The organism is Cohnella mopanensis, from assembly GCF_022352055.1.
GTDB classification, from domain to species: domain Bacteria; phylum Bacillota; class Bacilli; order Paenibacillales; family Paenibacillaceae; genus Cohnella; species Cohnella mopanensis.
In genome coordinates this window covers 233,849-254,257 of sequence record NZ_JAKRWM010000004.1, presented here as the reverse complement: position 1 = coordinate 254,257, position 20,409 = coordinate 233,849, and the positions used below count along the sequence as shown (strand labels likewise).

The window sequence follows — 20,409 nt, the reverse complement described above, 5'->3', positions numbered from 1 at the left end:
ATGGATTCCATATTGGAAGTAGAGAAAGTTCATTACAGCTATCCCGGTACGAAGAACGAGGCTTTGCGAGGATTGAGCTTGGCCGTACCCCAAGGCAGAAGAACCGCGATCTGCGGCCATAACGGTTCGGGCAAATCGACGTTATTCCTCCACGCGATCGGAATCCATCGTCCTGTCGCCGGACATGTTAGGTGGAAAGGCGCAAACATCGGATACTCCGGAAGCGATCTGCGAGAGCTGCGGAGGAAAATCGGGCTTGTCTTCCAGGATCCCGAGCAGCAATTGATCCTAAACACGCCCTATGAGGACGTTTCGTATGGACTGCGCAATGCCGGGCTTCCGGAGGAGGAAATCCGGCGTCGCGCGGAGCAGTCGCTAGCTGCCATGGGGCTTCAAACATGGGCTCAAACACCGATGCACCAGTTGAGCCTTGGCCTGAAGAAGAGGGTAGCCCTTGCCGGCGTGCTGGTGTTGGAACCGGAGCTGCTGCTATTGGACGAGCCGACCGCATACTTGGATCGTCAGTCCGAGCTTCAGCTTATTGAACAGTTAAATCGGGTACATGCGCAAGGGATAACCGTCGCGATGGCCACGCATGACATGAACCTAGCCTATTCTTGGGCGGATTGGATACTTGTCATGGATAGAGGCCAGTGCGTGATGGAAGGCTTGCCCGGCGAAGTGTTCGCCCAAGAACAACGAATTCGTTCGCTGGGATTGGACTTACCTATTCTTTACGAGGTGTGGCATGCCCTTCCGTACTCTATCCGTAGAGATTCCGTGCCTCCTAGGACGATGGATTCTCTAAGAAGCCTGCTAAAAGAGTTACCGGCCTTAATATGAACGTTAAAAAAAGCGATGGCGCAGAGGAGGGTGCTTCTGCGCCATCGCTTTTGCCGTTCGCGTAGGTATTTAAAGTAGATCCCCTAGCGCTTTAGCCTGCACGTCCAGTTGTTTCGCGGCTTCGCCGATCCCGACGAATTCGTCTACCGCTTGCTCGATCCGGCGTCGGCTCTCCGTGATCATGGTCTGCGTGTGAACAGTTCCGGTCCCAATCTCGTGCACGTAGGTGGCGATTCCTTCGACGAACGTGTTCACTTCTATGGTGGCATCCTGTACTTGGCCGGCAAGCTTGCGAACCTCATCCGCAACGACGTTGAATCCGCGACCGTATTCGCCCGCATGAGCCGCTTCGATCGCTGCGTTCAAGGCTAACAGATTGGTCTGCGCCGCGATTTCGCGAATGCCTTTCACGATTCCTTTGACTGAAGAAGCCTGACGCTCCAAAGACTGAAGCGATTGCATGTTAGAGTTGGACTCCTCCACGACTCGCTCGAATGCCGATGCCGCTTCACGGCTCCGGGCCACCCCATCTTCCGCCCGCTTCAAGAGGCCTTCTGCCATTCCTAGCAATTCGCTCGAAACTTTATTAGCCGCGTGCTCCCTTGCCGTAATATCCGTTGCCACCTTAAGTACCGCGATCACTTGGCCATCATCGTCCCGGATGGGGGTATACGTAGCTTCAAGGTAAAGAATCCGTCCGTCCTTGGCGACCCTCTCCAGCTTCTCCTGAAAAGCTTTCCCATTCCGGAATCCTTGCCACAATTCCGCGTACGATTCGCTATTCGCGAATTCCGGTTTACAGAATTGCCGGTGTCGCAAACCGATCATCTCGGCTGCATCATAGCCCATAGCCCGCGCGAAATTATCGTTCGCCCATAACACGTTCCCTTGCAAATCGAATTCGATCAAGGCGAGCGAACGTTCGATCGCCGCCAAGACGGAGTCTTTCCCCAGTACTTGGGTGCTATTATTGCGGATAGCGCTTAGTTGACTCATTTAGCCAATCTCCCTCTGTCCTACTCGGATATGCGAATCGCCTTTTTCATATCTTCGTAACTAAATGCTCCTAGATAACGCTCTTCGATTACGCCCGAGGGAGAGATAACATATGTCGTCGGATAGGCGCTCACCTTATATTGCTTCAGAACGGCGCCCTTCTCGTCCAATACGACGGGAAAGCTCAAGCTTTGCTTGTCCGTATACTGCCGCACATGCTGAGCGTTGCTTTCCTGACTCGTCGCGTTAACGGACAAGACCACGACGCCATCGTCTTTGTACTTCTGATAGAGCCTCTCCACATGAGGCATCTCCGCTTGGCATACCCGACACCAAGTCGCCCAGAAATTCATCAGCACCGTTTGGCCCCGATAGTCGGACAGCTTAACCCGATTTCCTTCGAGATCCGTCAGTTGGAAATCTGGAGCTTGCTGGTCCTTGCGAATGCCGATTTCGGCTCCTCCCGCCGTTCTTTCCTCTGTCGAACCTACTCCCTCTCTTACAGTGTATACCACCATCGTTGCCACGAATAGGACTAAGAAAGCCTGCACCGCATATCGCGGAGATGGGCTGAGCAGCACGGTCAGCACGGCACCGGAAAACACGAGCACCAAGTACGTAGCAATCCCCGCCGAATCAGAGAGCAGAACGAAAGCTAATGACGTCGCCGTCGCCCATCCCGCTCCCCATGTCGCGATGACCGCCGCGGTTTGACCGGTACCGAGTCTTCTAAAGTGGCGCAATCCCACAAACAGGACAACGACAATCGATGCCAGCCAAATCCCCTTTGTCCCCCCGCTAAAAAACAGCAAGGAAAGCGGATGGTCGATCACGCTAGCCGGATCGAATAGAAATAAGCTCCCCTTCCATACGGCTACCCATAGGAACACGGAGTTCCAAGCATCGGAAACGATTCGTTCCCGATCCGGGTGCCGGCGTTGCCTGTAATGTACCGCAAGCACGCCTGACATGCCGGCTATCAAATATACGAGCAACTCGATATTAAGAACGAACGTGCCTACTTGCAAATTCGGTAGCGACATAGGGCTTCCTCCTCCGAATCCATCCTTACGCGATAGGCGTACCGTTGGCCACCGGTTGTTCCGGCTGCAGCAGTACGACATCCCCTTCCTCCGGTACGGCTCCGAGCACGAGCACCTCGGACTTGAACCCCGCGATGCGCCTCGGCGGGAAATTCACCACGGCTGCAACTTGTTTGCCGATCAAAGACTCGGGCGCGTATCTATTCGTAATTTGCGCCGATGAAGCCAGAACTCCGAGAGACCCAAAATCAATTCGTAGCTTGATCGCCGGTTTCCTTGCTTCGGGGAATGGCTCCGACTCTAAGATTGTACCTATACGTATATCTAAAGCGGCAAAATCATCTATTGTAGCCATAATTAATTCCTCCAATTGCGAATCGTGAATATAATGGCGATCCGCTGATTCGCATGTATAATATAGTAAAGCCTCTGACGTACCCACAAAAGAACGGAGAGATATTGCATGAAGAAATACGGATTGCCCGCGCTAATCCTTCTCATGGGCTTGCTTTATATTTTTGTCATTCCCAAGGAGCCGCAAGGAGTTAAGCTGCTGTTTAAGCTCATCCCTATGGCCTTAATCATCGTCTATGCTTATTTTCATTTTCCCGCTTTCGGTAAGCGCTATCATTGGACGATGTTGGCCGGATTAGTCTTCTGCATGATGGGAGACGGCTTGCTCGTATGGTTCATCGTCGGATTGTCATCGTTTCTTATCGGGCACCTGTTCTATATGACCGCGTTTTTCAGCAAAAGAAGCCTATCGAAGCTCCGCGTCGCAACGATCATTCCGATAGCGTTGTACGCTGCGTTCATGGGCAACGAGCTGATCCATGCTTTAATTCGCGACGATAAGCATACTCTCATAGTACCTGTCATCGTGTACGTCGCCGTCATTTCCTTAATGGCGTGGTCCGCCATCCTATCCGGCAACAAGCTGGCGATCGCGGGAAGCCTATTGTTCGTAACCTCGGACTCCATCTTATCGTGGAACCTGTTCGTATCCGATGTGGCCTATTCGGGCGTATGGATTATGACGACCTATTACGCCGCCCAATTTCTAATGGCGCATAGCTTGAGACCGCAAACGACCGCGATCTCTCCTCCGGCGGCCGTTCACTTAAGGTAAACGGTAAACCGCGAACGGTTTGCCGTAAAGGAACGGCGTGCTGATCTCCTCCAACGCATGCGAAACTTCGGAATCGAGTTCAAGATTTACGCTGCGCAAGTTATCCTCCAATTGCTCGGTCCTGGTAGCGCCGACGATCACGGTCGACACCGCTGGCCTTCCCATGAGCCAAGCAAGGGACAATGCGCTAGAAGTAACGCCTTGCTCTGCCGCAAGCTTGCCCACTTGCTCGGCGAGTTCAAGATTCCTGTCCTCTAGAAATCTTCCGAAGCTGGGGTCCGTATTCGCTCTCGATCCGGCAGGCTCCCGATCAGACGAGCTGTACTTACCGCTTAGAATGCCTCCCGCGAGCGGGAAGTACGGGATGATGCCGACCCCTTGGTCCAAACATACCGGTACTAGCTCATGTTCGGGAGTACGATCGGCAAGCGAATAGCTCGTTTGCGTCGATACGAACCGGCTAAAGCTTCTAAGCTCGCTAATCCCGAGCGCCTTCATTAACTCCCAAGCCGCATAGTTGGAGGCTCCGATATAGCGGACTTTACCCGCGCTCACCATATCGTCTAAAGCACGTAAAGTCTCCTCGAGCGGAGTATGCGGATCGAAGGTGTGGATTTGATAGAGATCCACATAATCCGTATTCAAGCGTCTTAGGCTGCTGTCCAGCTCTTGCTGCAGATGGTAGCGCGAAGATCCTCTCTCGTTCGGTCCGCTCCCTCTCGGCAGCCCCGCTTTCGTCGCCAAGACGGCATTGTGCCGCTTGCCCGCCAGTGCCAAGCCGATGATCCTCTCCGACTCGGTTCCTGCGTAGATATTCGCCGTATCTATGAAGTTAATCCCCTTATCCATCGCGTGATGGATAATCCGAATGGATGCCTCTTGATCCGCTCTCTTCCCGAAAGCGTTGGTACCCAAGCCTAAAGCCGATACCTCCAACCCGCTATTTCCCAACCGACGATATTTCATCGCTGGCCCTCCTCGATCATTCCGTAATCAGTTCGATACGGCTTCCGCTTTAATTTGTTTGCTGCGCAGCTGTCCGCAAGCGGCATCGATGTCCACTCCGTGCTCCAGACGAACGCTGCAGCTTACCGACTGCTTCTTGAGCGTATCGTAGAACGCGCTCACCGTCGAACGCTCGGGTCTTTGATATTGGCTATGCTCGTCAACGGGATTATAAGGAATCAAGTTGACGTTCACGAGCGGCCGCCGTTCGCCGATTAATTCGGCAAGCTCCAACGCATGCTCCCGCTGATCATTGACATCCTTCAGCATAATATACTCGAACGTGATTCTCCGGTTTGTTTTATCCAAATAGTAGTCGATCGCCTTCATTAGCTTCTCGATCGGAATCGCCTTGTTAATCTTCATGATCCGCGTCCGCAGCTCATCGTTCGGGGCATGAAGGGAAATCGCCAGATTAACCCTGAGGTCGGCATCGGTGAAATCGTATATTTTGTCGGCCAGGCCGCTCGTCGATACGGTGATATGTCTTGCGGCAATCGCCAGCCCTTTCTGGTCTTTGACGGTCAAGATGAAATCCACGAGGTTCTCGAAGTTATCGAAAGGTTCGCCGATTCCCATGACGACGATGTGACTGACCAGCTCGCCCTTATCCGCGGAATCCAGATGATGTTGAACCATCATCAGTTGCTCCACGATCTCTCCGCTGGATAGATCGCGGCTTTTCTTGATCAATCCACTCGCGCAGAAGCTGCAGCCGATATTGCAACCGACTTGCGTCGTCACGCAGACGGACAACCCGAATTTATGCCTCATGAGTACGGTTTCGATCAGATTGCCGTCCTTAAGCCTGAACAGGAACTTGATCGTCCCGTCCACGGATTCCTGGCGCAGATGCTCGCTCAGCGAATGAATGACGAAATGATCCGCCAGCAGTTGCAAGCAGTCTTTATTCACGTCGGTCATCTCGGAGAACTCCGTAACGCGCTTCCGATAGAGCCAATCCCACACTTGCGAGGCCCGGGATTTCTTATGTCCTCTCTCCGCTAGCCAAGCGACTAATTGGTCAAACGTCAATCCGTATATAGATTCGTTATTCATTCATAACCCTCATTTCAGTAAATAGCCGGAGCTTGCATGAGCTTGATAACATTGTCCCAGAAATGTTTCGGATAAACAAGCTTGCAAAACCAGTTCCCCTGCCAGAAGAAAACGGCAATCGGGGATTTCTTTTGTAGGAAAAAGACTGAATACATCCTTAAAGCTTCAAAAACTATTGACAGTATCTCCTCATCACTTTAGAATGTGCAATGTAGTGAATATGATAATCATTCTCATTAGATTGTTGTGATCATACAAGTTGATCGGCAATTCACCTACATATACCCTAATTAAACAAAGCATGCAGATGCTTAAAGGAGAAAATCATTCCATGAAGAAAGTATTAATCCCTTTTGTTCTGACCCTTGTGCTCATTCTTAGCGCTTGCGGCGGCAAAACTGCCAATAACGAAAGCAGCCCTGCTCAATCCGAGCAACCAAGCGCATCGTCTTCTGCTCCTGCTGAATCGGCTTCCGCATCAGCAACTACTGAACCCGCAACAGGTACGATCGTTTACGAATCCCAGACCGGCCCCGTCGACGTCCCGGCCAACCCGCAGCGCGTCGTTGTGCTCTCGTCTTTCGCAGGTAACGTAATGGCACTTGGAGTACCTCTTGTCGGAGTAGACGATTGGTCTAAAATCAACCCTAAATTCGAAGATCGGCTGAAGGATGTTCAATCCGTTACGGATGAAAGCTTGGAAAAGATCATCGAGCTGGACCCGGACTTGATCATCGGTCTAGACAATATTAAGAACATCGATAAATTAAAACAAATCGCCCCTACGGTTACTTTCACTTATGGCAAAGTCGATTATTTAACCCAACACCTGGAGATCGGCAAACTGTTAAATAAAGAAAAAGAAGCCCAGGCTTGGGTCGACGATTTCAAAGCCCGCTCCAAGAAAGCCGGAGAAGACATTAAAGCGAAGATCGGCGCGGACAAAACCTTCTCCGTCATCGAGAGCTATGACAAGCAGCTGTACGTCTTCGGCGATAACTGGGGCCGCGGCACGGAAATTCTGTACCAAGAAATGAAGTTGGCTATGCCTGCTAAAGTTAAAGAAATGGCATTAAAAGATGGTTACTACGCCATATCGGCGGAAGTTCTTCCCGAATACGCCGGCGACTACGTCATCTTCAGCAAAAATCCGGACGCGGACAACGCTTTCCAAAATACGGATACGTACAAGAACATTCCCGCGGTTAAGGCAAACCACGTGTTCGAGGTTAACGCGAAGGAATTTTACTTTAACGATCCGTTGACGCTCGACTACCAATTGGACTTCATCATTAAAAACCTGCTTGGCTAAGCTTTATCCCTCAGGAGGAATTCTTGAACAAAGAATTCCTCCCTAATTCTATGAAGAGAAGATGAGAGAACGATGACGACTACGAAACGCCCCATTCCCTTCGTGTATAAGCTCCTTGGGAGCTTCCTTGTGTTTATTGGCATGTTTATTATTTCCTTGCTGTTCGGCGCGAAGGATACCTCGATCCATGATCTATGGCTTGCGTTGACCTCCAGCCATACCAGCGATGAGATTCTGGTCCTTCGGGAGCTCCGTATCCCACGCGAGATCGCGGCCATTCTCATCGGAGCCGCGTTTGCCGTATCCGGCGCGATCATGCAGGGCGTGACGCGCAATCCGCTGGCCGACCCCGGATTGTTGGGACTGACCTCCGGTGCCAACATGGCTCTAGCGCTGGCGTTTGTCTTTATCCCGGGGCTAAAAACTTCAGGCATAATGCTTGCCTGCTTCGTCGGAGCCGCCTTGGGAGCAAGCCTTGTACTGGTTCTCGGCTCCATGCGCAACGGCAGCCTGTCCCCCACCCGGATCGTGCTGGCCGGCGCCGCCATTTCCGCTTTCATGTATGCGATCTCGGAAGGCGTAAGCCTTACTTTCAAAATATCGAAAGACGTCAATATGTGGACGGCCGGCGGACTTATTGGAACGACATGGGCCCAATTGCAAACCATTGCCCCGGTCATTATAGGCGGAGTACTGCTTACGATTTTCCTGTCGAATCAAGTAACCATTCTAAGCTTAAGCGATGAGGTAGCGGTCGGCTTAGGCCAGAAGCTCGTTCAGATCAAAGCCATCTTATTTATCCTTGTCGTATTGCTGACCGGCGCATCGGTCGCGCTCGTCGGGAACATGGCTTTCGTAGGCCTGATGATTCCCCACATCGTCCGTCCTATCGTCGGAACCGACTATCGCTATATTATTCCGTTCTCCGCGATTACCGGAGCGTCATTCATGCTGCTCGCCGACACGCTCGGGCGCACCATTAACTTACCCTACGAAACGCCGGTGGCAGCCATTGTGGCAATGCTGGGCTTGCCTTTCTTCCTGTTCGTCGTGCATAGAGGAGGCAAAGCTCTCTCATGATCTTATCTGCGCTGGTTAGAAAACAAAGACTCATTCTATTGGTCTGCCTGGGATTAATAGCGGTTACCGCCGTACTCGGAATGGGCTTAGGGTATTCTAAACTCTCCTATGACCGTCTTATCCCCGTGCTGTTAGGACACGGAACCTTCAAGGAAGACTTCGTCCTGTACTCCGTCAGATTGCCGCGGATCGCGATTACGTTGCTTGCCGGCATGGCGCTCGCCTTATCCGGCTCCATCCTGCAGAGCGTCACGCGCAACGATCTGGCCGATCCCGGCATTATCGGCATCAACTCCGGTGCGGGCGTCGCGATCGCCTTGTTCTTCTTGTACTTCCCGATCAAAGTAGGATCATTCACCTACTTTCTTCCGGTCGTTGCTTTTGTCGGAGCTTTGGTGACCGCTTGCCTGATCTATCTGCTGTCCTATAACCGAAACCAAGGCCTTAACCCTATTCGGCTCGTGTTGGTCGGGGTCGGATTCTCGATGGCGCTATCCGGCATTATGATCGTCATCATCTCGTCCGCCGAGCGTCAGAAGGTTGATTTTATCGCCAAGTGGATCGCGGGCAACATCTGGGGAACGGACTGGCCCTTCGTGTGGACTCTTCTCCCGTGGCTCATCCTGCTGATTCCCTTCACGCTATACAAATCTACCCGGTTGAATATACTAGGGTTAACCGAAGCATCGGCGATCGGCGTCGGATTGAAGGTGGAGAAGGAGCGTCTCGTCTTGCTACTGGCCGCGGTCGCAGCTGCCGCTGCGGCGGTATCCGTCACGGGAGGAATCGCCTTCATCGGACTGATGGCCCCGCATATTGCCAAAGCGCTGGTAGGCCCCCGCAACCAACTGTTTATTCCCGTCGCGGTACTATTGGGAGGATGGCTGCTCTTGGTCGCCGACACGATTGGACGCAATATCGTAGACCCGGACGGCATCGCCGCAGGGATCATGGTTTCGTTGATCGGCGTTCCTTATTTCGCGTATCTGTTGTTGAGAAAATAAACAAAACCCGGCAGGCCATGTCCTGCCGGGTTTTGTGCGCTATGGGCGATGGTTAACCTTCAATGTCATCGTCTACCGATACGCTTAATCTCATCGGAGATTAGCGCGAACCCCGCCGCGATTTGCGACTTCTCCACCCCGATGATGCACAAGCGAATGCGATTGTCTTGACGAAACTCGGGCAGAAGATGCTGGTCCACATTGGTGGCATAAATTCCTCTAAGATTTAGTTGCTCGATTAATACGGATGCTCTCATTCGGTTCGGAAGAGTAAGGGTAATAAATACGCCCGATGACGGGGAAGTCCAGCTTACTCGATCCCCTAGCAGCCTACCGCACATTTCAACCGCATAGCTCATTTTGTCGCGGTAATGGCTGCGTATTTTTGCCGCGTGCCGCTTGAACATTCCACACTTCAGGTAGATTTCGAGAGCGCCTTGGGACAAGATCGGGCTGGAAATATCGCTCGCTTTTTTGTATTCCACGAAGGGCTGTACCAGCGACTTGGGTAGAACCGTCACTCCTAGCCTCAGCCCGGGCAACGTTGTTTTGGAGAAGCTCTTGATGTAAATAACCCTCGAATTTTGATCCATCGCGAACAAAGGGTCGGATTTCGTGTCATCCTCCAGATCCGCCAAATAGTCGTCTTCGACGATATACACGTTATACTTGTCCGCCAATTCCACGATTCTTTTTTTCTGCTCCGTGCGATAAGAGGCACCCAGAGGATTGAGAAACCTCGGCACCGTGTAGAAAAACTTAATGTCCCCGCTTCGAAAATACGACTCCAACCGTTCAAGATCAATCCCATCTTCGTCTCGTTGAAGGCCGACTATCCGGCAGCCGTGAAGATTAGCCGTATCCATAAATCCGAAGTAAGTCGGTTGTTCGATCAGAATGCTCCCTCCGCCGACGGGAAAAGGCATTCGCGTCAGAATGGCAAAGGCCTGCTGGGCCCCTGTGACTACGCAGATCTGATCCGTATTCGCGAAGATTTGATGATCGTTTAAATGCCTTTGCAACTCCGCCCTAAGAGATAGGATGCCTTGGGGATCCGTATAGCCGAACAGTTCTTCTTTGTACAGCGATACGGCTTGCCTTAAGCAATGCTCGAAATCCTGAAAGGGCAGGAAATCCCCCCTCGGCATGACTGACGCGAAATTAAAAGTCGGAGGGCTAAGTACTGCGGATGCAGTGGCTTTAGTCTCAACTATATAATAGCCGCTCTTGGATACGGAGTAGACAAGATCCTGCCGTTCCAACGTTTGATAGGCTCGCGCGACGGTATTCGGACTGCAGCGGAATCGTTCGGCAACGTCCCTGATGGATGGCAGCTTGACTCCCGGCTTGATACTTCCCTCTTCCATTTCTCGCAGTAGATGCTTAACGATTTGCTCATGCTTAGTATCCATAGTCACGCCCCACTGTATTAATACAGATGCGATAAATTGTACTTTATAAAATTTTCCACAAGGTTAGAATTTAGCTTATTCCAATCTTATTCGGATGTAAAGATAGACGTGGGAGAGATGAAGCTCATGACAAAAGACAGAGGATATGCGTGGAGAATACTAGGCTACTTGTGGGTACTAGGCTTCGTTGCGGCGATCAGCCGGTTTGTCATTTCCTATTATCAGCAGGAAATCACCGAAGCCCTGACGGTGAATCGGACGTTCATCAGCACGACTTGGTCGTTCAATGTAGCCGTTGCCGCCATTTGCTCGCCGCTTGGGGGCTGGTTAACGGATAAGTACGGCCCCAAGAAAGTGATGGTCTTAAACGCCCTATTCGGCGTGCTTTCTATGCTTACGGTTCTGACTGTTAATTCTCCTATCGGCTTCTTCATAGGTCTTGGCATATTAGCCGGACTATCCGGAATAGGCGCAACAACAGGATACGTGTTGGTGTCGAACTGGTTTTCCCGCCATCGCGCGAAGGCGCTCATGATCTTGACCAGCTCTAGCTCGCTTGGGTTAGCCATCTTAACCCCTTTATTCGTAAGCAACAGGGATTGGTTGGATTGGATGACGGCCTTCTCGATTACTTTCTGGATCGGGATCGTATCGATTCCGCTCACGATTCTGATTATCAAAGACCGGATGGAGGAACCGACCGATCAAGCTTTGGATGATACAGCGGCAAGCTCCAAATCGCAGAGCAAGCCCAAATGGAACCTCTCTATTTATAAGGAAATGATCGCCAACCGGACGGTGCTATTCGTCGTATTTGCCCTGTTCACCTGCGGATTCAGCATGGGAACGGTAGAGATGCACCTGATGGCCATTCATCAACACGCCCATGTCGAACAGGTTATGTTCGCCTCATCCTTGAGTCTCCTAGGTTTGTTGGAACTGGTCGGTGGGATGCTGTTTGCCTTTATGCTCGACCGTATTTCAAGAACGTTAGCCTTATCATTCTTATATTTCATACGTGTGGTTGCGTTTATTGCCCTGTTCCTTCATTTCGGTCTTTCCCCAATCTTGTTCTCCATCATCTTTGGCGCGAGTTACTTAGGGGCAATTCCCGGGGGGATGCTCGTTGCGGGCGAATCGCTTGGCGACCGTTCCATCGGCCTACAGATCGGAACCCTGCTTATTTTTCATCAGGCGGGGGCGGTGCTCGGGTCTTTGTCCGGAGGGATTTTATTCGATCTAACGAACAGTTATCAATGGCTTATCGGTTTAAATATGGTTTTCAGCGCCATAACCGCCGTAGGATATTACAGGATTTATCATACGGCGTCTAGAAATAAACCCCTGACGAATAGCTTATTTATTACCGATTAGCGTGAAAATATGACTTTCCAAGCAAAGGAACATGAGCCTATGGAGATGGAGCATGCACTACCTGCCTTATATGAAGGAATACAAAGGCTTTCGCCTATTCCGATTGAGGAATGGAACGTATTCCGACAATTCGCCTTCCCTAAAACCGTTGCGAAGAACGCCCATCTCGTCAGGGAGGGGGAGCAAGTCGACTCTATCGCGATCTGTATGAGCGGCTTGTTTCGGCTCTACTATACGACGCCTGACGGAGGCGAATTTAATAAGAGCTTCTGCGCAAAGCACGAATTTCTCGCCTCCTACAGTTCCTTGTTACTGGGAACGTCTTCTTTTTTCTCCATTCAAGCCTTGGTGGATAGCGAGCTGATTGTCGTTCGCTATTCCGATTTCCAATCGTTATTTACCCGGCACGTCTGTTGGGAGCGGTTAGGGCGCATCTTAACCGAGCAACTCTTCGTGAAGAAGGAAACGCGGGAGCGCGAATTGCTCCTATTGTCCGCCGAAGAGAGATACCGGCTATTTAACGCCAAGTATGGGCATCTGGCAGAGCAAATTCCGCAATACCATATCGCATCTTATCTCGGAATTACTCCAGTCGCTTTAAGCCGAATTCGCAGGAAATTAACCTAGGTTAAGGAACGGCTCCGTTTTCTGCTCTATATTGGGCTTAGGAAAGGGAGGATGTTCTATGAAACTATCCGGTCAAACCGTGCTCGTCACGGGAGGCGCCTCGGGAATTGGATTAGCGCTTGCGGAACGGTTTATTCAAAATGATAACAAGGTCATTGTTATCGGGCGTAATCCGTTTAAGTTAGATCAATTGAAAGACAAGTATCCCGGCGTCACGACCTATTGTTGCGATCTAGCCGTCAGAGATCAATTGGATACGCTCGTTCAACAGCTTCGCGACTACCATCCGGAGCTTAACGTCATCATTAACAATGCAGGCATTCAGCACAACTACTCCTTCGTCGAAGAGCCTGCCTCTACGGATCGAGTCGCGGAGGAGATTACCGTTAATTTAACCTCTCCGATCGAGCTCATCGGGAGGTTAATACCTGATCTCCTTCCTCATCAGGAAGCCGCAATCGTCAACGTCTCCTCCGGGTTAGGCTTCGTACCGAAGAAGTCCGCTCCCGTCTACTGCGCAACTAAGGCAGGATTGCATATTTTCACGAAAGCCCTTCGTTACCAGCTGGAAAATACGAATATTAAGGTGTTCGAGATCATCCCCCCCGTCGTAGATACGGAAATGACCAAAGGCAGAGGACGGAATAAAATATCCCCCGACCAGCTTGCCGCTCAGTTCTTAGCTTATTATAGAAAAAACCGAACGGAGGTCCCGATCGGCAAAGTTAAGCTGCTCGTGCATATTCAACGATGGTTCCCTGCGCTTGCGGATAAAATATTGAAGAATAGCTAATATGCCCGACCCCTGCAACCCCTATTGGAGCCGAGCGGCTAAATGCCGTATTTCGTTGCTTAGCCTGCGATTGACGGGATACGCTTCTTCTAAGTAGCTTAAGATGCGAAGAGCCGATTCCGGAACTCGGTCGTAGCCCTGGGTCATCTCTCCGATGACCTTCGCAAATCCCGGAAATCTAACTTCCAGGCGACGTTCGTTGCCGAAAGGATCAGGAAAGTAACCGACCTCTGACTCTAACAAATGTAACACGGATAGGATGCTGTCCACGGCATAGCTTTGAACAAACCGCATCGCGGACAGCTTCTCGCCTCTAGCAAACCGCCCAAGCCCCACATAGAGATTAGTTAACGCCTCGTTTAAGGGAAAATCAAGAGCATCCCTTCTCAGATTAGCTACTACTCCGGACACTTTAAAACTTTGTCCATTCGCGTACGAAGGAGCCGTCCAGACGATTCTCCCCCCGGTATAAGAAGCGTTATCCAACTCCGCTTCCTCGAATATCGCATATTCTCCGTAAATCCCGTCTTCGAACAAGATTTTGCAACCAACGTCCGAATTTTTGAACTGATAGGCCAAAGGATGGACGTCCTCAAGCCAATCTAGACAATCGATAAATCTCTTCGCATAACCCGGTTTTACGATGACGAAGAAATCCAAATCCGAGTATTCATCTAACCGATCTAACTCGCTGCCTACGGAACCAAGCCCCAATAATAACAGCGCCCCTTCTTTCGCTTCCAGCGACTTGCCGATCTCGTCGAGCCGGTTCAACAGCCGTTTTTTGAATTCCGCGACCATGCGAATCCTCCTCAAGGGTTTGAACTATGCAAAAAAGGGCTCAACCCACTTTGCAGCGAGGTTGAACCCGAAGGTTGCATTGCCTTTATGTTCTTGAGATGAACTTACCACCGCATCCCATTACTGTCAATCCTCTAGTCCGTTAAGACAAGAACAATTACCGTCTATGAGGACGGCTGAACATAGAGAATCTCGACGTTGATATGCCCCTCGTTAAGATGATCGATCAGAACGGTTAATCGAAACTCCCATGTCGCCGTCTTTCCCGTCGCGGTAATGCCTCCGTCTATCGGATCTTGTTCCTTGAACTCGTACCCTTTTTCCTTCATAAACGTACGGTACGGGGCAATAGATTGCTCGACATCGGTCTTAGTATGGTACGAAACCGAATAAGCCATATCTCCCGGAGCCGCGGCGCTATTTTCCGTATAGATCAGGTTCTCGGCATCGGCAGGTATCGGTAGATCCTCGGGAAATCCAGATGGACGCGCTTGAGGCGTGGACTGTAATTCCGGTATGGCGCTTTCGGACGCGATGGCTTCTTTCCCTTTTTCTTTTCCTGCTTCTTCTTTGCCCCCGCAGCCGGTAACGGCTCCCAGCAACAGAACGCATACCATTGATAGCCGCATGAATTTTGCTTTTATTTTTGTCATTGGTGCACCCCCCATGTCATTTTTCCAATAATTGTATCGTAGCATGGAGGGTTGGTCGCGAATATTATCCGAAAGTTGTATTTTTAAGTCGCGTGAGAGACTTAATGAGCTGTAGCCATGGCGTCCATCTCTGCCTTCGGGTCATGCCTCTCTCCGCTCATGAGACAGGCAGCGGCTATGGCAAGGACTGCGGGAATCAAACCCCATGCGAATATATTTGAGATAGAAGAAGACAACCCGCTTGAAACGGTATCCAAAGCTTGCTCCGGAATGAGCGCGCGAGCGGATGGGTTCATTAGAACATACGGGTCTTTGAAATCGATATTGTGAGCTACCGCGGTCATCGATTCGTTTCCTGCAAAGAGATCGGACAGCTTACGCGTCATCGAATGACTCTGAAGGATGCCGAAGATCGTAATTCCCAGCATCATGCCGAGCGAACGAAGGAAGTTCAAGGTCGAAGTGGCCGATCCCCGTTGATTGGGCGCTAACGAATGCATTGCGGCATTCGTCAAGATCGAGAACGATGCTCCTATTCCAAGTCCGACCAGAATCATATACAAAGTAAGAACAAGACGAGAAGTGTCTGGCGATATCGTCGTCAATAAGCCAATCCCCGCCACAAGCAGCAGCAACGTTGAAGCCATGATCGATCGGTAAGATAATCGGTTCATTACGAATCCGCCTCCGGTTGCGGTTACGACGGTACCTAACATCATCGGCAGAAGCACATACCCGGAGTTCGTGGCCGTTCCTCCCAGAACACCTTGAATGAAGATAGGAATATACACCGAAGCCGCGATGAATGCCGCCCCGCTTAAGATAGCGATCAAGTTGCTCGTAGCATATAAACGGTCCTTGAACATCCGGAATGAAATAATCGGCTCTTCGGCACGCGTCTCCGCCACTAGGAACGACACGGTTAGGACAGCGAACCCCGCGAATAAACCGATGATCTGAACCGAATCCCATGCGTACGTTTTACCGCCTAGCTCCAATGCGAAGATCAGGCATACGATCGCCCCGACCAGCGTCGCGGCACCGAGCCAATCAATACGCTGTTTTCGGTGCTCAAGCGATTCTTTGTAGTATTTGCTAACGAGGAACAACGAAGCCAATCCGATCGGTAAGTTGATGTAGAATATCCATTCCCAGCTTATGAAATCCGTAATGTAGGCGCCCAGCAACGGCCCGAAAATGCTCGACAAACCGAAGACGGCACCGAACATCCCCATCAGCTTACCGCGCTTATCCGGAGACACCGAATCGAACATGATCGTAAAAGCGATCGGAATTAACGCCCCGCCGCCAATTCCTTGAACCGCGCGATAGATGCTAAGCTCGACGATGGAATTTGCCGTTCCGCATAGAACGGAGCCCAGCATGAACATGAGAATCCCGAAAATAAAAAACCGTTTACGCCCGTACATATCGGACAGCTTCCCGAAAATCGGCATTCCAGCCATCTCCGCTACCATATATGCAGAGGTGACCCAGACGAATTTATCGAGCCCTCCGAGCTCTCCCACGATCGTTCCCATTGCGGTCGCGACGATCGTATTATCCATTGAAGCCATGAGGATCGATAGCAACAGTCCGGCTATGATCATCCCCATTTTATTATTACGATTTGTCATTTCTAATCTTCCTTTCAAGGTCGTTTATCATTTCTAAATCCATCATAAACAAAGAACACTGACAGCTTAGTGTCAGTGTTCAAGAGGAATGATTAATAATGATTTTTAAGCGAGCGCGGTTTCATGCGCATTAGTGCCGCCTCGCGGCACTATTCTGCTCGCCAGCGCGGTTTCACGCGCATTAGTGCCGTCTCGCGGCACTATTCTGCTCGCCAGCGCGGTTTCATGCGCATTAGTGCCGCCTCGCGCCACTATTCCGTTCGCCAGCGCGGTTACACGCGTATTAGTGCCGTCTCGCGGCACTATTCTGCTCGCCAGCGCGGTTTCATGCGCATTAGTGCCGCCTCACGGCACTATTCCGCTCGCGAGCGCGGTTACACGTGCATTAGTGCCGCCTCGCGGCACTATTCCGTTCGCGAGCATTAACAATAGAAGCTGCTCGAAAGTTAATCACTTTCGAAACAGCTTCTTAATCGCTTCTTATGACTCCGACACAACCGTGAACCGGGCGTTCATATGCTTAGGATTCTCGATTTCATCCACGACCGCGATCGCGTAATCCGCGTAGCTGACATGGCTTTCACCTTTGGAATTGACGATTAGATTGTCTTGGCCCGTGACGTAAGATCCCGTCCGCTTGCCTTCCGGATTGAAGAAAGCCGCCGGACTGAGGAACGTCCACTTAATTCCGCTGGCATTACGCAAATCTTCAAGATTTTTACCTTGATTGGAAGCGGTCGGCTTATAGATATCGGGGAATTCAGGCGTGTCGATCAGCCGCACCGACTTTGCTTCGTCCACGAAAAGGCTTCCCGCGCCTCCTACGACGATGAGCCGGGTAGCTGGCGTACCTTGTAAAGCCTGAATTAACACTCTTCCGGCTTCAACATGCTGATGCTCCTGACCAGGTGCTGCTCCGAATGCGTTCACGACCACATCGAACGCACCGAGTTCCTGAGACGTTAAATCAAAAATGTCTTTCTGCATAACCGTTACTTGAGATTGTTTAACTTTCGCCGCATCGCGTACAATAGCTGTCACTTCATGCCCTCTTGCCACGGCTTCCTTCGAGATTTCCGCCCCTGCTTTTCCGCTTGCTCCGATAATTGCGATTTTCATTCGTAAACGCCTCCTAATTAATATGGTTTAACGACATGTTGTAACCACTAATGTTACAACAATACCAAAAAAATAACACCGACAAAAATGCCTAAGCTTTGGACTTGATCTGGTCGGCAGAACCGTTACCCATCCAGCTTTCTTAAGTTGTCCCAAAACTCTTCGGATAATTACAGGATCTTCATCGCGTTGTAATCATTATAGTTACAACTCATCCCTCTGTCAATCTCCTATAAGAATAATCATGTCCTTCACTATTTCTGTGCCTAAATAGGAGGAAATGGTAGAATATTGTCGAATTTCATTTTTAATTGCATTATAATACGCCTCTTCCAACCGAGAAGAACAGTGACAGTGAGGGATAAGATGAAGTTGGCGAATTGGCTAAAAGTCCTGCGACTAATTGCCCTGATGTTATCGCTTTTTGTACTCCTACCTCAATTATCACAGGCACAGGATCGCCCGATCATCATTCAACAATGGCAAGTGCAATGGATTCCGGACGATGCCATATCCGACATTCCCCCCTCCGCTACGGGGCATTGGCAAGACGCTAACGTCGAGAAGCCTTTAACGGTCATTCCTACCGGGATGCAAGGAATGTGGACGCGTATTTCCGTACCTCCAACGAGTAATTGGCAACGGCCAGGCTTGCTTGTCGATCGGTTATATGGGCTTGAACTAACCGTGTATCACGATGGGCAGCTCCTATTTGAATCTAAACGAGATTTTAAATTCGACAGAAATAAGCTCTTACTCCCTATTCCTAGTTCCTCGGAATCCGGGGAATATTATGTTCGCATTATTACGACGAGCGACCGGGTAGGTTTGACCAGTGAAATTCGAGTCGACGATTACGAGAAACTATCCAAGCGTTTCGTCCTCAAGGATCTGCCCGATGTATTAATTGGAGTATCGATCGCCGTTCTTTCATTAATTATGCTGATCTGCTCCGGCTATTTGCGACGGAAACAGCGAAGCTCTTGGATTTCGCTTTGCTTAATTGCTCTGACAACAGGAACCTTATTCATTGTCTATTCCCCGTTACCTTACATTTATCTCCATAATTACGGGGCCTTGATGTTGATTCTGTTTGACGTGTCCCTGTTCGTGCTCATCCCTTCGTTAAATTATTATATTGATCAGGTTTACGAAGGCCAATTCCGATTTTTCACGAAATTCCGGCTTGTACAAGCGGGGTACTCCATCGTCTGCTTACTTGCTCTACTCATTTATACGGCTACGGGCGAGCAACATTATGAAGTTTCTTACTTAATTCTGAACGTCATTATGGGCGCTGTCATTCTCATGCAACTTCCGCTTATTATCATCTTGTCGATTCTGATCGCAAAACACGGCAACAGAGACGCTCTCATTTTATCGGTCGGATTGATTCTTTTCGCTTTATTATGCGCAGTCGACTTGATACTCTACTATTGGAGCAACAAGATCTATGTTTTATTTTTGTGGAAATTCGGGGTCGCGATCTTGTTTTTCTCCTTGGTCATTATACTCGCAAGACGTATCTCCGCCGACTACGCCAAACTTTTCACCTATTCCAAAGAATTGGAACTATATAACCATAGTCTTCAGCGTACGGAGAAAATGAAGATCATTAGCGATCTCGCCGCTTCCGTAGCGCATGAAGTACGCAACCCTTTGCAGGTAACTCGCGGATTTCTTCAATTGCTTGCAGAGAAAACCGACGAGAAGAGCAAGTCCTATTTCGAATTAGCCGTTAACGAGCTCGATCGGGCTTCCGATATTATTACCGACTTTCTCACTTTCGCTAAGCCCGAGATCGAGAAAATTAATTTGCTGAACCTCTCTCAGGAGCTTAAGAGCATCGGAGCGATCATGATGCCGTTGGCAGCGATGAACGGCGGAGTCCTCGTCTGTATCGCGGAGGGCGATCTCTATATTTACGGAAATTCTTCGAAATTAAAGCAAGCTCTAATCAACATCGTGAAAAATAGTATTGAAGCTATCGGAAATGGGGGAGTCATTAAGATCGAAGTAGTCGCCGAAGTGGATGAGGCCGTCGTTCGGCTTTCGGATAACGGTCAAGGAATGGAGCAGGAAGAAGTCGCCAAGCTGGGAGAGCCGTTCTTCTCTACGAAAACCAAAGGTACCGGACTTGGCTTGATGGTGACCTTCCGTATTATTGAGGTTATGAAAGGGACAATAACGATTCACAGCACCAAAGGAAAAGGAACCGAATTTGTCATCCGGTTCCCCTTAGTCGCTAACGAAAACATACTACCAGGGAAATCTCACGTTTGAATCACCGTCTGCAACATCCTCCGGACTTGGAGGAAGGGCAAGATAGTACAAGGATGGGCTTTCTTCAACCACTTTCAGTTCGATTTCCGCTGGAATTTCTAAGCCGAATGCCTCTTTAACCGCCTTCTTAGGTTCACTTAGCAGGCTTTTCTTGAAAGCAGGGTCTTCCCAAGCCTTTTTGATGATCTGTACCTTCAAAGATTCCAATGACATGCGGACACGACCTTCCCAATATGTGG

At 50.2% G+C, this 20,409-nt stretch carries 21 protein-coding genes; 9 read left to right on the top strand and 12 right to left on the bottom strand.

All coding sequences use genetic code 11. The features are described 5' to 3' along the window. Positions 1-843, top strand: a complete 843-nt coding sequence (locus L3D05_RS08505) for an energy-coupling factor ABC transporter ATP-binding protein (RefSeq protein ID WP_239615601.1) — start codon at positions 1-3, stop codon at positions 841-843. A gap of 69 nt (positions 844-912) precedes the next feature. Here L3D05_RS08505 and L3D05_RS08500 read toward each other — a convergent pair whose 3' ends face one another. From L3D05_RS08500 to csaA, 3 genes are read right to left on the bottom strand one after another with little or no spacing between them, the layout of a single operon-like run. Continuing rightward, entirely contained in the window at positions 913-1,839 is a 927-nt protein-coding gene (locus tag L3D05_RS08500; RefSeq protein WP_239615600.1) for a methyl-accepting chemotaxis protein, read from the bottom strand. A 20-nt stretch (positions 1,840-1,859) separates the two neighbouring features. After that, a complete protein-coding gene (locus L3D05_RS08495; RefSeq protein WP_239615599.1) occupies positions 1,860-2,882 on the bottom strand; it encodes a redoxin domain-containing protein in 1,023 nt (340 codons plus the stop codon). Positions 2,883-2,907: 25 nt separating this feature from the next. After that, positions 2,908-3,237, bottom strand: coding sequence for a chaperone CsaA (csaA, locus tag L3D05_RS08490; RefSeq protein WP_239615598.1), 330 nt, complete (start codon positions 3,235-3,237; stop codon positions 2,908-2,910). A gap of 108 nt (positions 3,238-3,345) precedes the next feature. Here csaA and L3D05_RS08485 point away from each other — a divergent pair, with 108 nt between their 5' ends. Then, positions 3,346-4,011 (top strand): lysoplasmalogenase, encoded by a 666-nt coding sequence (locus tag L3D05_RS08485; RefSeq protein WP_239615597.1) that lies wholly within the window; start codon positions 3,346-3,348, stop codon positions 4,009-4,011. Here the strand turns inward: L3D05_RS08485 and L3D05_RS08480 are convergent. Together L3D05_RS08480 and rlmN are read right to left on the bottom strand one after the other, a co-directional pair. Then, positions 4,003-4,977: an aldo/keto reductase gene (locus tag L3D05_RS08480; protein ID WP_239615596.1), complete on the bottom strand. Its 975-nt coding sequence runs from the start codon at positions 4,975-4,977 to the stop codon at positions 4,003-4,005. The two genes, L3D05_RS08485 and L3D05_RS08480, sit on opposite strands and share 9 nt — an antisense overlap. Before the next feature lie 27 nt (positions 4,978-5,004). After that, on the bottom strand, positions 5,005-6,075 hold the full coding sequence (gene rlmN, locus L3D05_RS08475; protein WP_239615595.1) for a dual-specificity RNA methyltransferase RlmN: 1,071 nt from the start codon (positions 6,073-6,075) through the stop codon (positions 5,005-5,007). 331 nt (positions 6,076-6,406) lie between these two features. Between rlmN and L3D05_RS08470 the strand changes: the two genes are divergently transcribed. The 3 genes from L3D05_RS08470 (at position 6,407) to L3D05_RS08460 (ending at position 9,471) form a co-directional block, all read left to right on the top strand. Next, positions 6,407-7,387 (top strand): iron-hydroxamate ABC transporter substrate-binding protein, encoded by a 981-nt coding sequence (locus tag L3D05_RS08470; protein WP_239615594.1) that lies wholly within the window; start codon positions 6,407-6,409, stop codon positions 7,385-7,387. A 72-nt stretch (positions 7,388-7,459) separates the two neighbouring features. Then, positions 7,460-8,467 carry a FecCD family ABC transporter permease gene (locus L3D05_RS08465; RefSeq protein ID WP_239615593.1) on the top strand — a complete coding sequence of 336 codons (1,008 nt, stop codon included), beginning with the start codon at positions 7,460-7,462 and terminating at the stop codon, positions 8,465-8,467. After that, positions 8,464-9,471 carry a FecCD family ABC transporter permease gene (locus tag L3D05_RS08460; protein ID WP_239615592.1) on the top strand — a complete coding sequence of 336 codons (1,008 nt, stop codon included), beginning with the start codon at positions 8,464-8,466 and terminating at the stop codon, positions 9,469-9,471. The genes L3D05_RS08465 and L3D05_RS08460 overlap by 4 nt, the downstream gene beginning before the upstream one ends. 65 nt (positions 9,472-9,536) lie before the next feature. Here the strand turns inward: L3D05_RS08460 and L3D05_RS08455 are convergent, their stop codons facing one another. Continuing rightward, the gene (locus L3D05_RS08455) at positions 9,537-10,883 is read right to left on the bottom strand and encodes an aminotransferase-like domain-containing protein (RefSeq protein WP_239615591.1); all 1,347 of its coding nucleotides are present in this window, start codon (positions 10,881-10,883) and stop codon (positions 9,537-9,539) included. A gap of 126 nt (positions 10,884-11,009) precedes the next feature. Here L3D05_RS08455 and L3D05_RS08450 point away from each other — a divergent pair, with 126 nt between their 5' ends. The 3 genes from L3D05_RS08450 to L3D05_RS08440 are packed head-to-tail and all read left to right on the top strand — an operon-like array spanning position 11,010 to position 13,677. Then, positions 11,010-12,257: an MFS transporter gene (locus L3D05_RS08450; RefSeq protein WP_239615590.1), complete on the top strand. Its 1,248-nt coding sequence runs from the start codon at positions 11,010-11,012 to the stop codon at positions 12,255-12,257. Positions 12,258-12,296: 39 nt separating this feature from the next. Beyond that, on the top strand, positions 12,297-12,884 hold the full coding sequence (locus L3D05_RS08445) for a Crp/Fnr family transcriptional regulator (RefSeq protein ID WP_239615589.1): 588 nt from the start codon (positions 12,297-12,299) through the stop codon (positions 12,882-12,884). A gap of 58 nt (positions 12,885-12,942) precedes the next feature. Further along, on the top strand, positions 12,943-13,677 hold the full coding sequence (locus L3D05_RS08440) for an SDR family oxidoreductase (RefSeq protein WP_239615588.1): 735 nt from the start codon (positions 12,943-12,945) through the stop codon (positions 13,675-13,677). 21 nt (positions 13,678-13,698) lie between these two features. Here the strand turns inward: L3D05_RS08440 and L3D05_RS08435 are convergent, their stop codons facing one another. From L3D05_RS08435 to L3D05_RS08415, 5 genes are all read right to left on the bottom strand, one after another. Next, positions 13,699-14,478, bottom strand: coding sequence for a hypothetical protein (locus L3D05_RS08435; RefSeq protein WP_239615587.1), 780 nt, complete (start codon positions 14,476-14,478; stop codon positions 13,699-13,701). A gap of 164 nt (positions 14,479-14,642) precedes the next feature. Next, positions 14,643-15,131: a hypothetical protein gene (locus tag L3D05_RS08430; protein ID WP_239615586.1), complete on the bottom strand. Its 489-nt coding sequence runs from the start codon at positions 15,129-15,131 to the stop codon at positions 14,643-14,645. A 101-nt stretch (positions 15,132-15,232) separates the two neighbouring features. Further along, the gene (locus tag L3D05_RS08425; RefSeq protein WP_239615585.1) at positions 15,233-16,768 is read right to left on the bottom strand and encodes an MDR family MFS transporter; all 1,536 of its coding nucleotides are present in this window, start codon (positions 16,766-16,768) and stop codon (positions 15,233-15,235) included. A gap of 105 nt (positions 16,769-16,873) precedes the next feature. Further along, on the bottom strand, positions 16,874-17,071 hold the full coding sequence (locus tag L3D05_RS08420; protein ID WP_239615584.1) for a hypothetical protein: 198 nt from the start codon (positions 17,069-17,071) through the stop codon (positions 16,874-16,876). Between the two features lie 177 nt (positions 17,072-17,248). Further along, positions 17,249-17,887 (bottom strand): NAD(P)-dependent oxidoreductase, encoded by a 639-nt coding sequence (locus L3D05_RS08415; RefSeq protein WP_239615583.1) that lies wholly within the window; start codon positions 17,885-17,887, stop codon positions 17,249-17,251. A 366-nt stretch (positions 17,888-18,253) separates the two neighbouring features. Here L3D05_RS08415 and L3D05_RS08410 point away from each other — a divergent pair, with 366 nt between their 5' ends. Continuing rightward, positions 18,254-20,170 carry an ATP-binding protein gene (locus L3D05_RS08410; RefSeq protein ID WP_239615582.1) on the top strand — a complete coding sequence of 639 codons (1,917 nt, stop codon included), beginning with the start codon at positions 18,254-18,256 and terminating at the stop codon, positions 20,168-20,170. Here the strand turns inward: L3D05_RS08410 and L3D05_RS08405 are convergent. After that, positions 20,147-20,383 carry an NHLP leader peptide family RiPP precursor gene (locus L3D05_RS08405; protein WP_239615581.1) on the bottom strand — a complete coding sequence of 79 codons (237 nt, stop codon included), beginning with the start codon at positions 20,381-20,383 and terminating at the stop codon, positions 20,147-20,149. The genes L3D05_RS08410 and L3D05_RS08405 overlap by 24 nt on opposite strands. Positions 20,384-20,409: the final 26 nt, after the last annotated feature.

Coding starts and splice junctions, on each gene's coding strand:
- L3D05_RS08505 (WP_239615601.1), top strand. CDS start 1: ATGGATTCCATATTGGAAGTAGAGAAAGTTCATTACAGCTATCCCGGT.
- L3D05_RS08500 (WP_239615600.1), bottom strand. CDS start 1,839: ATGAGTCAACTAAGCGCTATCCGCAATAATAGCACCCAAGTACTGGGG.
- L3D05_RS08495 (WP_239615599.1), bottom strand. CDS start 2,882: ATGTCGCTACCGAATTTGCAAGTAGGCACGTTCGTTCTTAATATCGAG.
- csaA (WP_239615598.1), bottom strand. CDS start 3,237: ATGGCTACAATAGATGATTTTGCCGCTTTAGATATACGTATAGGTACA.
- L3D05_RS08485 (WP_239615597.1), top strand. CDS start 3,346: ATGAAGAAATACGGATTGCCCGCGCTAATCCTTCTCATGGGCTTGCTT.
- L3D05_RS08480 (WP_239615596.1), bottom strand. CDS start 4,977: ATGAAATATCGTCGGTTGGGAAATAGCGGGTTGGAGGTATCGGCTTTA.
- rlmN (WP_239615595.1), bottom strand. CDS start 6,075: ATGAATAACGAATCTATATACGGATTGACGTTTGACCAATTAGTCGCT.
- L3D05_RS08470 (WP_239615594.1), top strand. CDS start 6,407: ATGAAGAAAGTATTAATCCCTTTTGTTCTGACCCTTGTGCTCATTCTT.
- L3D05_RS08465 (WP_239615593.1), top strand. CDS start 7,460: ATGACGACTACGAAACGCCCCATTCCCTTCGTGTATAAGCTCCTTGGG.
- L3D05_RS08460 (WP_239615592.1), top strand. CDS start 8,464: ATGATCTTATCTGCGCTGGTTAGAAAACAAAGACTCATTCTATTGGTC.
- L3D05_RS08455 (WP_239615591.1), bottom strand. CDS start 10,883: ATGGATACTAAGCATGAGCAAATCGTTAAGCATCTACTGCGAGAAATG.
- L3D05_RS08450 (WP_239615590.1), top strand. CDS start 11,010: ATGACAAAAGACAGAGGATATGCGTGGAGAATACTAGGCTACTTGTGG.
- L3D05_RS08445 (WP_239615589.1), top strand. CDS start 12,297: ATGGAGATGGAGCATGCACTACCTGCCTTATATGAAGGAATACAAAGG.
- L3D05_RS08440 (WP_239615588.1), top strand. CDS start 12,943: ATGAAACTATCCGGTCAAACCGTGCTCGTCACGGGAGGCGCCTCGGGA.
- L3D05_RS08435 (WP_239615587.1), bottom strand. CDS start 14,478: ATGGTCGCGGAATTCAAAAAACGGCTGTTGAACCGGCTCGACGAGATC.
- L3D05_RS08430 (WP_239615586.1), bottom strand. CDS start 15,131: ATGACAAAAATAAAAGCAAAATTCATGCGGCTATCAATGGTATGCGTT.
- L3D05_RS08425 (WP_239615585.1), bottom strand. CDS start 16,768: ATGACAAATCGTAATAATAAAATGGGGATGATCATAGCCGGACTGTTG.
- L3D05_RS08415 (WP_239615583.1), bottom strand. CDS start 17,887: ATGAAAATCGCAATTATCGGAGCAAGCGGAAAAGCAGGGGCGGAAATC.
- L3D05_RS08410 (WP_239615582.1), top strand. CDS start 18,254: ATGAAGTTGGCGAATTGGCTAAAAGTCCTGCGACTAATTGCCCTGATG.
- L3D05_RS08405 (WP_239615581.1), bottom strand. CDS start 20,383: ATGTCATTGGAATCTTTGAAGGTACAGATCATCAAAAAGGCTTGGGAA.